This is a genomic window from Alcaligenes sp., from assembly GCF_050255915.1.
GTDB classification, from domain to species: Bacteria; Pseudomonadota; Gammaproteobacteria; order Burkholderiales; family Burkholderiaceae_B; genus Alcaligenes; species Alcaligenes aquatilis.
Window position 1 is genome coordinate 132,491 of sequence record NZ_JBFWIQ010000006.1, and the last position, 13,985, is coordinate 146,475.

Consider the following 13,985-nt stretch of genomic DNA (forward strand, 5'->3'; position numbering starts at 1 on the left):
CTATGACGGTAGAACGAATGTTTCTGTTACATAACGACAAGGCCAGTCTGCAGCAGATTGCCTTGGAGTCGGAGCAGTGGGGTGTCAAGATAAAAACGGTAGAGACGATAGAGCAATGCCTGTCCTTAGCGCATTCAATCGGGGCGGAGATGGTATTTGCTCTCGTGTGTCAGGCAGAGAAGATTTTTTGGCATATCAATCGTTTACGCATGGAATTTCCTGCTGCAGGTGTCCTTGTTGTGCGGCGCGACAAGATGGCTGGCCTGGAACGAGGACATTTGTTGCTTGCCGGGGCTGATGCCTGCTTTGACCAGGATGCTTTGCCGGTGGAAGTGGTGGCTTGCGTGCAGGCCTTGCGGCGTCGCGGCTATGCCTTGCAGCAAAGTTTGCGAACTGATTTGGCAGAACCCGTCAGTGCGGGGCTGTTGCCTCACAAAACAGAGTTGGAGCCGGAGCTGCAACGATGGGACTTGATGGAGAACGGTTGGACTTTGCTCACGCCACGAGGTCACTCGGTCCTGTTGACGCGTGGTGAGCGACGTATTGTGCAGGTTCTTTTTGCGGTCAGTCCTCAAACCGTAGAGCGTGATCGTTTGTTTCCTCCGGAAGAAGGGCGGGAGTCGACTGCCCGTTCTGTGGACGTTTTGATCAGTCGCTTGAAACGTAAAATAACGGCGATCGGAGAGGAACTGCCCATACGCTCGGTGCGAGGGGAGGGCTACGCTTTTGTAGGCAAAGTGCCTGCTGCCTGCCAAGAACTGGCACGTGCCAGCTTGAGTACTGATGAGGTCTACGAGTGTATTGAAAAGGCCTGAAAACCCCTTTCTCGATGCTGAAACAGCATGATATAGACCCTAAAATTTTAAATATGTATAATTGGTCGCTCTGGTTCTTTGAATCAGCTTCTCGAACAGGCCGTTCAGGTGCGACAAAATTGCATAAAAAATGGCGGTCCGTTCTTCAACAGGTTGTTGCACAACAACCCGGCTTTAGCCCGAAACACCTTGCCCGACCTTTGGGTCGCGGAACAACCAGCCGACGGTCTCACACGACTTCGGCCTGCAACAGAGCGGCTTGTCTCTGGCCATGTTTATTTGCTGTAAGGCCCGCAGACTTGCCGTAATGTGAGGCACTTTGCGCTGTGTCTTGCTTTTTTTCGCTTTGGCTCTGGCCAAGGGCGAAGGCGCGTGCGCGCGCGTTCGGTTCAGGTGTTTCGGTTCTGATCTTGGGATCGGTGCCGCCCAGCGCGTTACTGCGGAATCGGCACGCATGCGAGTGAGAGCTGTTTTGCAAGCGGCCATCGCGCAGAAGAGAAAGGGAAAGACATGCAAGAGGCGGAGTTTTTTACGCTTTCAACCACAACGGCCATATTGTTGCTGGTTGGCTTTTATGGTGCGACATTTCTGATGTCGCTCGTGATTGGCCAAAAGAAAGAAAACGTGGATGGATACATGGTATCCAACAGTGCAGTGGGTTTTGGCCTTGCAGCGGCCAGCATGATTGCCACCTGGATATGGGCCGCGTCCTTTTATGCCAGCGCGACCTCGGGTTTTAAATATGGGCTATCAGGCCCTCTACATTACGGGCTATGGGGTGCTTTGATGATTCTGTTCATCTACCCCTTTGGGCGACGTTTTCGCCAACTGGCCCCGCAGGCACATACGCTGGCCGAGGTACTGCACGCACGGCACGGCTCGTCCAGTCAGATGATTATGGCGATTTCCAACGTGGTGGGCAGTAGCATCAGCCTGATGGTGAACTTCACCGCCGCGGGTGCGTTGGTCTCGATCCTTAGCCCTCTGACATTTATTCAAGGTGTGCTGATTGCGGGTCTGGGGGTGCTGTCCTACACCTTGTGGTCAGGTTTTCGCGCCTCGGTGATGACGGACTTTGCTCAACTGGTTGCCATGATTTTGTCAGCCGTCGTCATTATTCCGCTGATCTTCTTTAATGCTGGTGGCACAGAGATGATTCAGGCCAATTGGTGGCGTCTGGATTCCGAGCAAGCCAACTTCTATTCGACCAAGGCCATTTTGGAGCAAGGTGCGCCGTACTTTGTGGCTGTACTGGCTTACGCGATTGGTAACCAGACGATTGCCCAACGCCTGTTTGCAGTGCGAGAGGATCTGATCAAGCCCACTTTCCTGACGGCCACGATTGGTTACGGTGCCGTTGTCATTGGTTTGGGTATGTTGGGTCTGCTGGCTTTGTTCACCGGCTTGCAGCCTGTGAATGGCAATATGAACAACATCATCCCGCAGATGGCGTCTACGTATCTGCCACCCGTTGGCATTGCCTTGTTTTTCGTTCTGGTGGTGGGCTCCTTGTCTTCCACTGCGGACTCGGACCTGGCCGCCTTGTCAGCGATCGTGATGACGGATATTTACGCCAAGAACATTGCTCGTGGTCGCCCAAAACCCGCTCGTATGCTGTGGTGGGGCCGTGTCACGATGGTCGTTGCCACGATGGTGGGGGTGATCTTCGCCAGTTTGCGTCTGGATATTTTGGTGATGCTAGTGTTTGTCGGTGCTTTGTGGGGCGCGATTGTGTTCCCGGTCATTGTCAGTTTTTACTGGGATCGTGTTACCAACAAAGCGTTTACTTGGTCGGTGTTGTGCGCTGTTGTGCTGTTTACGATCGTCCGCTTTGAGCTGATCCCTATCGAGGGTGTGGTGGCCTTGTTCTACGAAGTGACTGCATCGATTGGCGGTGGTGTTGTTGCTGGTTTGATGACCTTTGCGTTTTTCCGCAGCCGTATTGCCATTGCGATTGGTGTGATTGCGACCGCTATCTTGCTTCCCAACTTCATTGGTTTTCTGCGTGAGTACATTGTTTTGCTGGGGTCCTTGACGGCTTACGGCGTTAGCGCTGTGGTTTGTGTAGCCATCAGTTTGCGTAGTCAGGAACGTTTTGATTTTTCCGTCCTGGCCGAGCGCGTGCAGTCTTTTCACTATGACGAGACTCCCGTACCGGGCAAGAAACAGCGTGAAGTGAAAGGTGAGCCGGTTTCGGCCCGCGCTTGAACTCACGATAGAAAAAAGCAAAGGAGAATCTTATGTTGATGACGATTTACTTTATGATCTGGCCTGTCATGTCGGCCATCATTTTAGTCTTGCTGGTTGGCAACCTGATCCGGGATTGGCGCAGAGCCCGTAAGACGGGCCAGTCCATGGTCTAATGAAAAATCGCCCCGCCTTTTCACAAGGCGGGGCGATTTTTTTATGGCGCTAGAGCAATCATGCTTGCTGCTATTTATCGCTTATGCAGGCCAGAGTGCAAAGGTGAGCTGCGATCTTTGACACTGTTCGGCTTTTGTCTGCTCAGATCAAAAGACGCTGCCCGGCATGCACCAGCAGGCGCAGTGAAAAACCAAGTAGCAAGACGCCTGTTATCCGTTCAAACCAGGTTCCCATGCGTAAGAAACGCTGGCGCACGCGAGGATTGGTGAAGATCAGACTAACGACAATAAACCAGCCCGCATTGACTAGGCACATCCAGACGCCGTAGAGCATTTGGGTGCTGAGCGGGGTGCTGGCACTGACTATTGATGTAAATACTGCCAGAAAGAACAAGGTGGCTTTGGGGTTGGTGGCATTGGTCATAAAGCCCAGCGCCAGAGACTGACGCACGCTGACGGCAGCGGGTTCGCCATTGCTGGACTCGGTTAGGCTTACCTCCATGGGAGAATTGGCCTGTCGTAAAAATCCCCAGCCTATGTACAGCAGGTAAGCGCCGCCCAATATTTCGGCCACGCTCATCAGCCAGGGGGTGGAGTGCAGTAAAGCGCCTACGCCCAACAAGGTGTAGATCACATGAACGGAAATTCCCGCCCCGATGCCAATAGCGGTGGCAATGCCGGCCTGGCGGCCCAGCCGCACACTTTGGCGGATGGTGACTGCAAAGTCAGGCCCAGGGGCAATCACGGCCAAAAAATGAATCAACGCCAGAGTAGTGAACTCTGGCCAATAGGTTTGCAACACTATTCACTCCAAAAAATCAGCGGCATGGCAGGTCTGCGATATCCCACAAGGCAAGACGGGCTCAGGCGCAAGTTGCCCTTGCTTGGGGTGACGAGATGCTCTGCAGCTCTCCTTCCGGCTTGGCCATTGTTACGTTGCCCTTGCGGGTTGCTGGGCGGGTAGTGATCGAGGGCGTTTTGGGCGAGGATAGCGTCGCCCAGCTTTTGTGAGGTGGACGCATCAATGCAGCGGGAACGTCGGGTAGCCAGAAGTTCGCTATTTGCAGGGACTGCATATGTCCAATCTGTAATCGTTCAGCCTCTCAATACATCCCTCATGTTCTTGGTGTTTTTAAAAGGCTCTTGTCTTTTCCCATTGATAGACGGTGCTAATCAACTATCCTGGTTTTTATTGTTTATTCGGTCATCATTTCATAGTGAACACTCAGTTCATCCTTTTTGTTTTTGATGCGAATTATTTTCAATCCAGCCAATTCAGATGTGTTTTCAACATGGGTGCCGCCACATGGGTATTGACCCAGATTGCCAATTGCAACTTGGCGTCGGCCAGCCTGGAAACTGATGAAGATAGCTTGGGCCAGTTGGATTTGTTCGGCACAGTGGTTCGACAAATCATCCAGAAGTGGGGGCAGGGCATTTGCGGAGCTGCGAAACACGACACGCGACTCACCCGGCCAATGATGCGCCTTTACCGCTTGCCAACCAATGCGCTCCAGCAGATGACCGATCATGTGGCCTGCGGTGTGTAAGCGAGCGTTTTCCCGTCTATGGTTGCCGTCGATACGTAGTTCCACTGGGCCCAAAGGCAGGTACTTGTGCAGGTAGTGCAGGACATGGCCATCGCGGTTTTGCGCCACGTGCAGAACCTCGTTCCCATTTATCGTGCCTTTGTCACAGGGCTGACCACCACCTTGAGGGTGAAATAAGGTTTTATCCAGCCTGACAGCGTAGCGTTCATTCTCGGAGTGATAACCCTCCAGGATTTCCGCTGTGCAGGTAAGGCTGTGGCTGGTCAAATATAATTTATCTTGCATTTTATTATCGGTCGATTGGCTTTAAAGCATTGTAGGCATTGTCAGCAGTCCTGGTAATTGCAATTCATTGAAATGATTTATTCCCTATGAGCACAAGTAATCTCACTTCCCTGATGAGTGACATGGTGGTTTTTGTCAAAGTGGTGGAGACAGGCAGTTTTTCCGAAGCCTCTCGCCAGCTTGGCTATACCCCGTCGGCGGTCAGCCGTTCCATTGCGCGTTTGGAGAAAGGTCTGGGAACGCGCGTTCTGCAGCGCACGACACGCAAATTGCGCTTAAGTGATAGTGGGCAGGCAATTTATGAGCATGCGCGTGACATGCTGTCTTGCGCCCAGGCCGCGATGGAAATTTCGGGACAGTTCCAGACCGAGCCAGAGGGGCAGATTCGCTTGAGTGTTCCCAAAGCAGTGGGGCATTTTCTGATCCATCCTCATATGCCGGACTTCTTGGCGGCGCATCCCAAGGTGAATGTCCTGATGAATCTGGATGATCGCTACGCCGATCTGATCGACGATCAACTGGATCTGGCGATACGAATCACCGATCAGCCGCCACCGGGTTTGATGGGCCGTCATCTGACCGATATTCGACATGGCTTGTATGCCAGCCCCGCTTATCTGGCCGAGCACAGCCTGCCCGTGCATCCACAGCAATTGCGCGAACATAGCTGCATTTATCTGGGCGAGGCGCCCAGCGATTCACGCTGGCGCTTCAATAAAGGAGGGCGGGTGCTGAATGTGTCGGTTAGTGGGCGTTACGCGGCTAATCATACGGGTGTGCGTCTGGATGCGGTCGAGCGTGGCTTGGGGATAGGCAGTTTGCCCTGTTTTGTGGCCAGAGAGCCCGAGCAGGAAGGGCGCATTGTACGTGTGCTGGCCGATTGGGAGTTCCGCACTCAATATTGTGGTGCCTTGTGGGCCTTGTATCCGCCCACCCGCCATCTGCCTCCCAAACTGCGTTTGTTTGTGGAGTTTCTGGCGGGGCGCTTGGGAGGCAGCAGGACGAATGTACTTAGGGTGCCGGTTTAACGCGAGTCGTCTGAGTGGATGTGCAAGGCTTCCAGAAAGCGCGACACCATATTGTAGGTAGCAATGGTAGCGGTCAGCTCGACAGTCAGGCGCTCATCGAAATACTGACGTACATCCTGAAAAACGGCGGGTTCCACTTGCACCTTCAAGGTCATGGCATCGGTGTAGGCCAGTACCGCACACTGGATGGGCGTGAACGCATCCGAATTCTGCCAGTCGGGCAGGGCATCGAGTTGAGCCTGGCTCAGGCCTTCAGCCAGAGCGATAGGGGCATGTTGATCGGCCTCGTAAGGGGCACGATTCAACAAGGCTACACGCATGATGACCAGCTCGCGTAGATCACCCGGCAGGCTGCTGTTGTGACGTATGCCCGTCAGGTGATTCAGCCAGCCTTTTGCAATGGGCGGGCTGTGCAGCAGCATCTGGTACAGGTGCAAGACACTGCCGCGCTCTGCAATGATTTGTTCTACCAATGGGGCGGCTTCGGGGGCGTTCAGGTCAGCATAAGGTAGGCGGGCCATGGTTCTCCTTTATGTATGGCGGTGCTTCTTGCGGCTGGTTTGCCGCAGGACGATCAGCGGGGCATTCCTGAGGAGGGCAGCCCATGCTGGCTGTCCGCTCATTGCTCGGCAAGATGGGATTTAACGGGGCAGGATGTGCTCTATGGTGTGCGTCAGACGTTTCACGATTTCCTGAATGTCGGACTCGGTACAGATAAAGGGCGGCGCCAGCAAAATATGATCGCCATGCACCCCATCTATCGTGCCACCCATAGGATAGAGCATCAGACCTTGGGAAAATGCATGTTGTTTGATCTTGGCGTGGGTTTTCAGACTCGGGTCCAGGGCTTGCTTGCTGGTCTTGTCTTGTACCAGCTCGACGCCAACAAACAGTCCTCGACCGCGTATATCGCCTACATTGGGGTGGCTGTCCAATGCCTGATGCAGTTCCTGGCGTAATTGTTCGCCACGCTGGCGGACGTTTTCCAGCAACTGGTCCTGCTCAATGGCTTGCTGCACGGCAAGCGCACCGGCGCAGGCCGTGGCGTGGCCCATATAGGTGTGGCCGTGCTGGAAAAAGCCCGAACCATTCAGGATGGCTTGATAAATCCGGTCACTGGCCAGCATGGCCCCAATCGGCTGATAGCCCGCACCCAGACCCTTGGCAATAGCCATGATGTCCGGCACCACGCCGTCCTCTTCGCAGGCAAACAGATAGCCGGTGCGCCCCATGCCGGACATGACTTCGTCCAGAATCAGGAGCACACCATGCTTGTCGCAGACCTGGCGGATTTTCTTCCAGTAGTCGCCTACCGGGGCTAAGGCACCGGCGGTGGCTCCCACCACAGTCTCGCCGACAAAGGCAGCAACATGTTGGGGGCCCAGGTTTTGAATCGTGTCATCCAGCTCCTGGGCCAGACGGTCCGCGTATTGCTCGGCGCTTTCATCGCTGCGCTGATCGCGGTAGGGATAGCAAGGGGAAACGTGCTGGGCTGGTGCCAGCAGCGGTAAAAAGGGTTTGCGGCGCCATTCATTGCCACCAATGGCCAAGGCACCCAGCGTATTGCCGTGATAGCTCTGACGGCGGGCGATGAAGATATGGCGCTCAGGCTGGCCAATTTCTACAAAGTATTGTCGAGCCAGTTTCAGGCTGGCCTCTACTGCTTCAGAGCCGCCGGATAGAAAGTAAGCGTGATTCAGATCTCCAGGGGATCGGCTGGTCAGAAAATCCGCCAGATCTTCGGCAGCCTGGCTGCTGAAAAAAGAGGTATGGGCGTAGGCAATCTGGTCCAGTTGCTGCTTGATGGCGGCAATGACGGCAGGGTGGCTATGGCCCAGGCAGGACACGGCCGCCCCGCCACTGGCGTCTATATACGATTTGCCTTCCTTGTCCACAATGCGGATGCCATCCCCTTTAACGGCATAGGGCAGCATGTGCTTGGGGTTGCGATGAAAAACATGTGTCATGGCGCAGATCCAGAAAGTAGTCCCAAAATATTTTCAACGTATGTTGAATATATAATAATACTTTCAACAAATAAATCATCATTGGGTGGTCGGTACAGATGGATAAAGATCGCACTGTTGCGTCTTGGCAGCATTTGCGGCCGATATATACTTGGTGTCCCCTTTAAAAGCGCGTTGGCCCATGAACTCCTTGAGTAACCTGACGGAGCGTATTCAAGCGGCGTTTGCCGCCATGTCGCCCCAGTTCCAGCAAAGCGCACGTTATGTGCTTGATCACGCTGATCAGGTGCCCTTGCTGTCCATGCGTCAGTTGGCAGCCCAGGCGCAGGTACAGCCTGCCACTTTGCTGCGTTTTGCACAGTCTTTGGGCTTTGGCGGTTGGGCAGAATTCAAGGCCGTCTTCACCCAGGCTCTGCATGGCCAGGGTGCCCGCCGCTATGCCGATCAGGCTCGGGCGGTGGTTCGTAACCGAAACAAAGAAGATCGCCAGGCACAGGTTCTGGCAGCGCAAATGGATAATCTGGCACTGTTGCGCGAGGTGAACGAAGCCCGTCTTCCGCAGGCTATCAGCCTGCTTGCCAAGGCAAAGCGGGTTTTTGTGGCCGGGTTTCGAGCCTCTTTTGCGCCTGCCTTTTCTTTTCATTATCAGTACCGTTTGTTTCGACCCTCCATTGTCTTGCTGCGTGGTGAGTCAGGGACCCTGGATATGGATGTGCGGGCGTTGCAAAAGGGCGATGTATTGGTTTTGTTCGGTTTTGCGCCGTATTCGCAAGAAGCCGTACTGGTGCATCAGGCTGCTCGGCGGGCAGATGCACACATTCTGGCGATTTGCGACAGCTTGCTTGCCCCTATTGCGCAGCAGGCAGATGCCACATTATTGTTTGGAACCGACAGTCCGTCTTTTTTCCCTTCGTTAGTTGCTGCACAGGCACTGGTGGAGGTGTTGCTGGAGCAGGTTCTGGCCAAGGCGGGCAGTCGTGCGGTAAGCGGTATCGAGTTGCTTGAAAATCAATTGCACCAGTCCGGTGCCTACTGGAAATAGACGCAATGGCTAAGTTGTCCTATCTGGAGTTAAGTGGTGGTCCCAAAGAAATTGGCCATTCTTTGGGACGTTTCGGAGCCTCTGCAGTGCATGCCTATTTGCTGAACTCAACAGCATGGCAGGGCATCATGCAATCAAAAGGAACGGCTGTAGCCAGTCAGCTGGCCCAGTACACCGAGCGTTATTTTCCCCGAATATGGACCGAGCTCCAGGGTCTGGCATTAGGCCTGGAGCTCCCATTTGAGGATGTGTTCTTGTGGAATTGCCGTGGCGACTTATGGGCCATGGCGCCTGATGGTTGCACAACCGTGCAAATGCCTGATCAAGGGGAGCCCCGCCTGGTGCATAACGAGGACGGCGATCCAGGGCTGGCCGGGTACTGCGGGGTGGCTAAATTCATCCCCGATAGTGGCATGTCTTTTGTCTCCTTTCTGTATCCCGCCTCTTTACCGGGCCACAGCTTTGCGGTGACACAGGCAGGCCTGGCCATGACGGTCAATAACGTGCGAGCGCGCCACGTGGCCCCAGGCGTGCCGCGCATGGTTCTGACCCGTGCCATGCTCGATCAGCCCGATCTGGATCAGGCGGTGAGCATTTTGCAGGATCACCCCCGTTCTGGTGCATTTCATCTGAGTTTGGCCCAACGAGGTGATCCGCGTTTGCTGAGCGTGGAGTTCAGTGCCCAGGCCGTGTCCGTGCAAACGATTGAGCAAAACCGTTTGCATGCCAACCATGCTGTGCATGAGGCCATGCAAGGCTTTGAACAGCGTCTGACTCGTTCGTCCGAGCTGCGGCAGGAGCGAGGCGATGAGTTGTTGGCGCAAGCCGGTGCCAAGCTTGATCCTTTAAAAGTCCTGGCGGATCAGCACCATGCAAGGTTCCCGATCTGGCGTTGTGACCCTGACGACAGTGACAGGGAAAACACCTTGGCGACCGTGGATATCCAGGTAGGTAGCTTGTCCTTGAAATGGCAGGTGTACGAAGATCCTACGGATCAGCCTGTGTTCAGGTTTGCGGACACAACCCGCATTGACCTTGTTTGAAAAAATAGGGCCCTGCCAAGCAGGGCCTTGTTCTTGTCGCGGTCATGGCAGGCGTGATGTGGGTAATCAGCCTTTGTGCTGGGCGTTGCGCTTGGGCTCCCAAAGCACATCAGAGCGGTCTGCGTAACGGTTCAAGGTACGCGCCAATACAAACAACAAATCCGACAGGCGATTCAGATACAAGCGCGGACCGTCCTGCGGCAGTGTCTCTGCGGGCACCGCAACAACACTGCGCTCTGCTCGACGCGCTACACAACGCAGTACATGCGCTTGCGCCGCTGCCGGGCTGCCGCCAGGCAAAATAAACTCTTGGAGTATGCCCAAAGGTTCGTTGTAATGACTAATCGCCTGGTCCAGACGTTCCACATGCGTGCTGTCTATGACCTGATGACCAGGAATGCACAATTCGGCCCCCATATCGAACAAGTCGTGCTGGATGTCGGACAGCAAGGTATCGACATCCTCTGGTAGCGTCATGCTGCGCAAGACACCGATATGGCTGTTCAGTTCATCCACATCTCCCAGAGCGTGGATCAGGGGAGCGGTTTTGGGCAGGCGGCTGCCATCACCCAGGCCCGTGGTGCCGTCGTCGCCGGTGCGGGTGCTGATAATGGAAAGTCGTGTGGACATGATGGGTTTTATATCTCAGCAGGAACAGGAGTGCCTTGGGCCATGTTGAGCAAGGCCTCGCCCGTGACGCGCACCACGCGCCAGTCATCCAGTACCTGCGCGCCTTGATGTTTGTAGAAGTCGATGGCGTTCTGGTTCCAGTCCAGCACCACCCACTCCAGGCGGCCACAGCCCTGGGCGACAGCCAACTGAGCCAGATGACGCAGGGCAGCAGCGCCCAGACCGTGTTTGCGGTGGGCGGGGTCGATATACAAATCCTCCAGATAGATGCCACGGCGATCCAGAAAGCTGGAGTAGTTGTAAAACCACATAATGTAAGAGATTGCTGTGTTGGGCTGGTCTTGTGGCGTGATCACCAGGCAGTAGGCGCTGGGGGCGTCGGAGAAGAAACTGTTGCGCAGCGACTCGGCGCTGGCCTTGAAAATATGCTCCAGTTTCTCAAAGGCGGCCATGTCGCGCATCAGACCCAAAATGGTCGGAATATCGGCGGGGGTGGCTGGGCGCAGCACATACCCTTTAATAAATTCACTCATGCTTTTGCAAAGATTTAGCGTTATGCTTGATCGGAAACAGACGCATCAGGCGTCCGAAAGTAGGCATTATGAGCTAATTGTCTGGCTCTGCACAATTTGCAGGAGTGAAAAATGACGTGGACGAAACGAGGCACGGCCTTGGCGTTGGGGACCTTGGGTATGGTGGCTGGCTCGGCATATGTCGTGGTTGCCCAGGCTCAGGAAGCCAGTGCGTCCGGTGAAGTGCGTCGACTGGACGCCGAGGCCGGCAAAATTACCATCAAGCATGGTGAGATCAGCGACCTGGAGCTACCCGCCATGACATTGGTGTACAAAATTGATCCTGCCTTGCTGGCCGATATCAAACCGGGTGACAAGGTGAAATTTACTGCCAAGCGCGATGGGGGTGATTACGTGGTCACCAAGATCAGCAAATAAGGCGGATTCAGCAAGTGGAGAAAAACCGGGTTCGCCCGGTTTTTTTATGTCTTATACAGGGGAGCTATCAGTATGCTCTGGTCGGCGGAATTGTTTGGTGATCTGGCGATCAGTAAGCCTGATTCGTTTTGCCAAGCCAGAGCTTGTTGAAAACTTGGTACAGTCGTCTGCTTGGTACGGTGTTGGTTCTTATCCGAACAAGAATGGAAAAAGGGGCAGATTTTTCTGCCCCTTTTTCGTGTCCGACAACAAGCGGAATAAGCCTTGAGTCTAGTGCTGAACTTACAGCACGTAACGTGCCAGATCCTGGCTGGCCGCTGTTTCCTGCAACTGTTTGTTCACGTAGTCTGCATCAATGACCACGCTTTGTTCACCGTGGCTGCCAGCACTGTAGGAAAGCTCTTCCAGCAGTTTTTCCATGACCGTGTACAAGCGGCGAGCACCAATGTTTTCGGTGCGCTCGTTGACATCGAAAGCCAGTTCGGCCAGACGCTGAATGCCGTCGGGACGGAAATCCAGTTTGACGTCTTCGGTGCCCAGCAAAGCCGCGTATTGCTTGGTCAGGGAGGCATCGGTGGTCGACAGAATCTGTACGAAATCCTGGGCGCTCAACGATTCCAGTTCCACGCGGATAGGGAAACGACCTTGCAGTTCAGGGATCAGATCGGATGGGCGCGACAAGTGAAAGGCACCCGACGCAATAAACAGGATGTGGTCAGTACGCACCACACCGTATTTGGTGGTGACGCTGGTGCCTTCCACCAAAGGCAGAAGATCGCGTTGCACACCTTGGCGGGACACGTCGCCACCGCTGCCTTGGCTCTCGCCACGGGCAGTGATTTTATCGATTTCGTCCAGGAACACAATGCCGTTCTGTTCGGCGTTGGCCACTGCAGCGGTGCGCAAATCGTCTTCATTGACGCGACGGGCCGCTTCTTCTTCGGTCAGTTGCTTGAAGGCTTCTTTGACGGTCAGCTTGCGAGCCTTGGTTTTTTCCTGTCCCAGACCAGAGAACATGCCACGCAGTTGCTCGGTCATCTCTTCCATGCCGGGAGGGGCCATGATTTCCATGCGAGGCATGGCCTGGGCCATTTCGATTTCAATCTCGGTATCGTCCAGCTTGCCTTCACGCAGGCGCTTGCGAAATACCTGGCGTGCGGAGTTATCCTCACGTTGGGGCTGGCCGTGGGCATCGCGCGAAGGGGGCACCAGCACGTCCAGAATGCGGTCTTCAGCGGCTTCCTCGGCCTGGGTGCGTACACGGCGCATTTCGATCTCGCGGGTCTGCTTGACCGAAATATCCACCAGATCGCGGATGATGGTTTCAACGTCGCGGCCTACATAGCCCACTTCTGTGAACTTGGTGGCTTCGACCTTGATGAAAGGCGCATTGGCCAGTTTGGCCAGACGGCGGGCGATTTCGGTTTTGCCCACGCCGGTGGGGCCGATCATCAAAATGTTCTTGGGTACGATTTCGCTGCGCAAAGGCTCGGTAACCTGCTGGCGGCGCCAGCGATTGCGCAGGGCCACGGCGACAGAACGCTTGGCCTTGCCCTGGCCAACGATATGCTTGTCCAGTTCGGAGACGATTTCTCCGGGAGTCATATTAGGTGTAGACATGGTGGGGTATCCGGCTGTCAGAGTGTTTCGACGATATGGTTCTGGTTGGTGTAGATACACAGGTCGCCTGCGATCTCCAGGGACTTTTTAACGATCTCGGCAGGAGCCATATCGGTGTTTTGCAGCAACGCTAGCGCTGCAGATTGTGCGTAGGAGCCGCCCGAGCCAATGGCAGCCAAGCCATGCTCGGGTTCGAGCACATCGCCATTGCCGGTCAGCACCAGCGTGTGTTCCTTGTCCGCCACCAGCAGCATGGCTTCCAGACGGCGCAGAACGCGGTCGGTGCGCCAATCGCGCGTCAGTTCGACGGCAGCGCGCAGCAAGTTGCCCTGGTACTTCTCCAGCTTCGCTTCAAAGCGCTCTTGCAAAGTGAATGCGTCGGCCGTCGCACCGGCAAAGCCGGCCAGGATGCTGTCGTTGTACAAACGGCGAATCTTGCGGGCTGTGCCCTTGATGACAACATTGCCCAGGGTGACCTGACCATCGCCGCCAATGGCGACCTGATCTCCGCGGCGTACACAGACAATAGTAGTGGCGTGAAATTGTTCCATGATTTCCTTCCTTTAAGGTTCCCATTTGGGGGCCCGGCAGGAAATTTCAAGGATCAATATGCAAGCCTGTAAATTTGTTGATGCAGCTGGTGTAGCCGAACAGTTTTTTGTTCAGTTCTGGCGCTTGGGCTCTCTTTCTTC

The 13,985-nt window shown here is 54.9% G+C and carries 15 protein-coding genes; 7 read left to right on the top strand and 8 right to left on the bottom strand.

The window, feature by feature from the left end:
- Window positions 1-2: 2 nt before the first annotated feature.
- From AB7E06_RS09480 to AB7E06_RS09490, 3 genes are all read left to right on the top strand, one after another.
- A complete protein-coding gene (locus AB7E06_RS09480; protein WP_094195452.1) occupies window positions 3-815 on the top strand; it encodes a winged helix-turn-helix domain-containing protein in 813 nt (270 codons plus the stop codon).
- A 510-nt stretch (window positions 816-1,325) separates the two neighbouring features.
- Window positions 1,326-3,023 carry a sodium:solute symporter family protein gene (locus AB7E06_RS09485; RefSeq protein ID WP_427956555.1) on the top strand — a complete coding sequence of 566 codons (1,698 nt, stop codon included), beginning with the start codon at window positions 1,326-1,328 and terminating at the stop codon, window positions 3,021-3,023.
- Window positions 3,024-3,055: 32 nt separating this feature from the next.
- Window positions 3,056-3,178, top strand: coding sequence for a putative transporter small subunit (locus AB7E06_RS09490; protein WP_094195454.1), 123 nt, complete (start codon window positions 3,056-3,058; stop codon window positions 3,176-3,178).
- A gap of 142 nt (window positions 3,179-3,320) precedes the next feature.
- Here the strand turns inward: AB7E06_RS09490 and AB7E06_RS09495 are convergent, their stop codons facing one another.
- Both AB7E06_RS09495 and AB7E06_RS09500 read right to left on the bottom strand, forming a co-directional pair.
- Window positions 3,321-3,980 (bottom strand): LysE family translocator, encoded by a 660-nt coding sequence (locus AB7E06_RS09495; RefSeq protein WP_321267539.1) that lies wholly within the window; start codon window positions 3,978-3,980, stop codon window positions 3,321-3,323.
- A 394-nt stretch (window positions 3,981-4,374) separates the two neighbouring features.
- The gene (locus AB7E06_RS09500; protein ID WP_125277369.1) at window positions 4,375-5,013 is read right to left on the bottom strand and encodes a threonine--tRNA ligase; all 639 of its coding nucleotides are present in this window, start codon (window positions 5,011-5,013) and stop codon (window positions 4,375-4,377) included.
- 86 nt (window positions 5,014-5,099) lie between these two features.
- Between AB7E06_RS09500 and AB7E06_RS09505 the strand changes: the two genes are divergently transcribed.
- Window positions 5,100-6,041 (top strand): LysR family transcriptional regulator, encoded by a 942-nt coding sequence (locus tag AB7E06_RS09505; RefSeq protein WP_125277370.1) that lies wholly within the window; start codon window positions 5,100-5,102, stop codon window positions 6,039-6,041.
- On the opposite strand, the gene AB7E06_RS09510 is transcribed toward AB7E06_RS09505, so the two are convergent.
- Together AB7E06_RS09510 and AB7E06_RS09515 are read right to left on the bottom strand one after the other, a co-directional pair.
- The gene (locus tag AB7E06_RS09510) at window positions 6,038-6,562 is read right to left on the bottom strand and encodes a carboxymuconolactone decarboxylase family protein (protein ID WP_230018915.1); all 525 of its coding nucleotides are present in this window, start codon (window positions 6,560-6,562) and stop codon (window positions 6,038-6,040) included. The genes AB7E06_RS09505 and AB7E06_RS09510 overlap by 4 nt on opposite strands.
- Window positions 6,563-6,682: 120 nt before the next feature.
- Window positions 6,683-8,008 carry an aspartate aminotransferase family protein gene (locus AB7E06_RS09515; RefSeq protein ID WP_249460995.1) on the bottom strand — a complete coding sequence of 442 codons (1,326 nt, stop codon included), beginning with the start codon at window positions 8,006-8,008 and terminating at the stop codon, window positions 6,683-6,685.
- Window positions 8,009-8,189: 181 nt separating this feature from the next.
- Between AB7E06_RS09515 and AB7E06_RS09520 the strand changes: the two genes are divergently transcribed.
- Entirely contained in the window at window positions 8,190-9,050 is an 861-nt protein-coding gene (locus AB7E06_RS09520) for a MurR/RpiR family transcriptional regulator (RefSeq protein WP_427956561.1), read from the top strand.
- Between the two features lie 5 nt (window positions 9,051-9,055).
- On the top strand, window positions 9,056-10,093 hold the full coding sequence (locus AB7E06_RS09525; RefSeq protein ID WP_094195459.1) for a C45 family autoproteolytic acyltransferase/hydolase: 1,038 nt from the start codon (window positions 9,056-9,058) through the stop codon (window positions 10,091-10,093).
- Window positions 10,094-10,159: 66 nt separating this feature from the next.
- Here the strand turns inward: AB7E06_RS09525 and AB7E06_RS09530 are convergent, their stop codons facing one another.
- Both AB7E06_RS09530 and AB7E06_RS09535 read right to left on the bottom strand, forming a co-directional pair.
- Window positions 10,160-10,723 (bottom strand): cob(I)yrinic acid a,c-diamide adenosyltransferase, encoded by a 564-nt coding sequence (locus AB7E06_RS09530; RefSeq protein WP_108728216.1) that lies wholly within the window; start codon window positions 10,721-10,723, stop codon window positions 10,160-10,162.
- A gap of 8 nt (window positions 10,724-10,731) precedes the next feature.
- Window positions 10,732-11,256, bottom strand: coding sequence for a GNAT family N-acetyltransferase (locus AB7E06_RS09535; RefSeq protein ID WP_094195461.1), 525 nt, complete (start codon window positions 11,254-11,256; stop codon window positions 10,732-10,734).
- Between the two features lie 159 nt (window positions 11,257-11,415).
- Here AB7E06_RS09535 and AB7E06_RS09540 point away from each other — a divergent pair, with 159 nt between their 5' ends.
- Window positions 11,416-11,673: a copper-binding protein gene (locus tag AB7E06_RS09540; RefSeq protein WP_234354420.1), complete on the top strand. Its 258-nt coding sequence runs from the start codon at window positions 11,416-11,418 to the stop codon at window positions 11,671-11,673.
- Window positions 11,674-11,955: 282 nt separating this feature from the next.
- On the opposite strand, the gene hslU is transcribed toward AB7E06_RS09540, so the two are convergent.
- Window positions 11,956-13,293 carry an ATP-dependent protease ATPase subunit HslU gene (gene hslU / locus AB7E06_RS09545; RefSeq protein WP_094195463.1) on the bottom strand — a complete coding sequence of 446 codons (1,338 nt, stop codon included), beginning with the start codon at window positions 13,291-13,293 and terminating at the stop codon, window positions 11,956-11,958.
- Window positions 13,294-13,310: 17 nt separating this feature from the next.
- Complete coding sequence (gene hslV, locus AB7E06_RS09550; protein WP_094195464.1) at window positions 13,311-13,844, bottom strand: ATP-dependent protease subunit HslV; 534 nt, start codon at window positions 13,842-13,844, stop codon at window positions 13,311-13,313.
- Between the last annotated feature and the right edge of the window lie 141 nt (window positions 13,845-13,985).

What these genes read in the sequence shown, in the direction of transcription:
- hslU (WP_094195463.1), bottom strand. Translation starts at nt 13,293, where the DNA reads ATGTCTACACCTAATATGACTCCCGGAGAAATCGTCTCCGAACTGGAC.
- AB7E06_RS09480 (WP_094195452.1), top strand. Translation starts at nt 3, where the DNA reads ATGACGGTAGAACGAATGTTTCTGTTACATAACGACAAGGCCAGTCTG.
- AB7E06_RS09515 (WP_249460995.1), bottom strand. Translation starts at nt 8,008, where the DNA reads ATGACACATGTTTTTCATCGCAACCCCAAGCACATGCTGCCCTATGCC.
- AB7E06_RS09525 (WP_094195459.1), top strand. Translation starts at nt 9,056, where the DNA reads ATGGCTAAGTTGTCCTATCTGGAGTTAAGTGGTGGTCCCAAAGAAATT.
- hslV (WP_094195464.1), bottom strand. Translation starts at nt 13,844, where the DNA reads ATGGAACAATTTCACGCCACTACTATTGTCTGTGTACGCCGCGGAGAT.
- AB7E06_RS09505 (WP_125277370.1), top strand. Translation starts at nt 5,100, where the DNA reads ATGAGCACAAGTAATCTCACTTCCCTGATGAGTGACATGGTGGTTTTT.
- AB7E06_RS09535 (WP_094195461.1), bottom strand. Translation starts at nt 11,256, where the DNA reads ATGAGTGAATTTATTAAAGGGTATGTGCTGCGCCCAGCCACCCCCGCC.
- AB7E06_RS09510 (WP_230018915.1), bottom strand. Translation starts at nt 6,562, where the DNA reads ATGGCCCGCCTACCTTATGCTGACCTGAACGCCCCCGAAGCCGCCCCA.
- AB7E06_RS09520 (WP_427956561.1), top strand. Translation starts at nt 8,190, where the DNA reads ATGAACTCCTTGAGTAACCTGACGGAGCGTATTCAAGCGGCGTTTGCC.
- AB7E06_RS09485 (WP_427956555.1), top strand. Translation starts at nt 1,326, where the DNA reads ATGCAAGAGGCGGAGTTTTTTACGCTTTCAACCACAACGGCCATATTG.
- AB7E06_RS09500 (WP_125277369.1), bottom strand. Translation starts at nt 5,013, where the DNA reads ATGCAAGATAAATTATATTTGACCAGCCACAGCCTTACCTGCACAGCG.
- AB7E06_RS09540 (WP_234354420.1), top strand. Translation starts at nt 11,416, where the DNA reads ATGGTGGCTGGCTCGGCATATGTCGTGGTTGCCCAGGCTCAGGAAGCC.
- AB7E06_RS09530 (WP_108728216.1), bottom strand. Translation starts at nt 10,723, where the DNA reads ATGTCCACACGACTTTCCATTATCAGCACCCGCACCGGCGACGACGGC.
- AB7E06_RS09490 (WP_094195454.1), top strand. Translation starts at nt 3,056, where the DNA reads ATGTTGATGACGATTTACTTTATGATCTGGCCTGTCATGTCGGCCATC.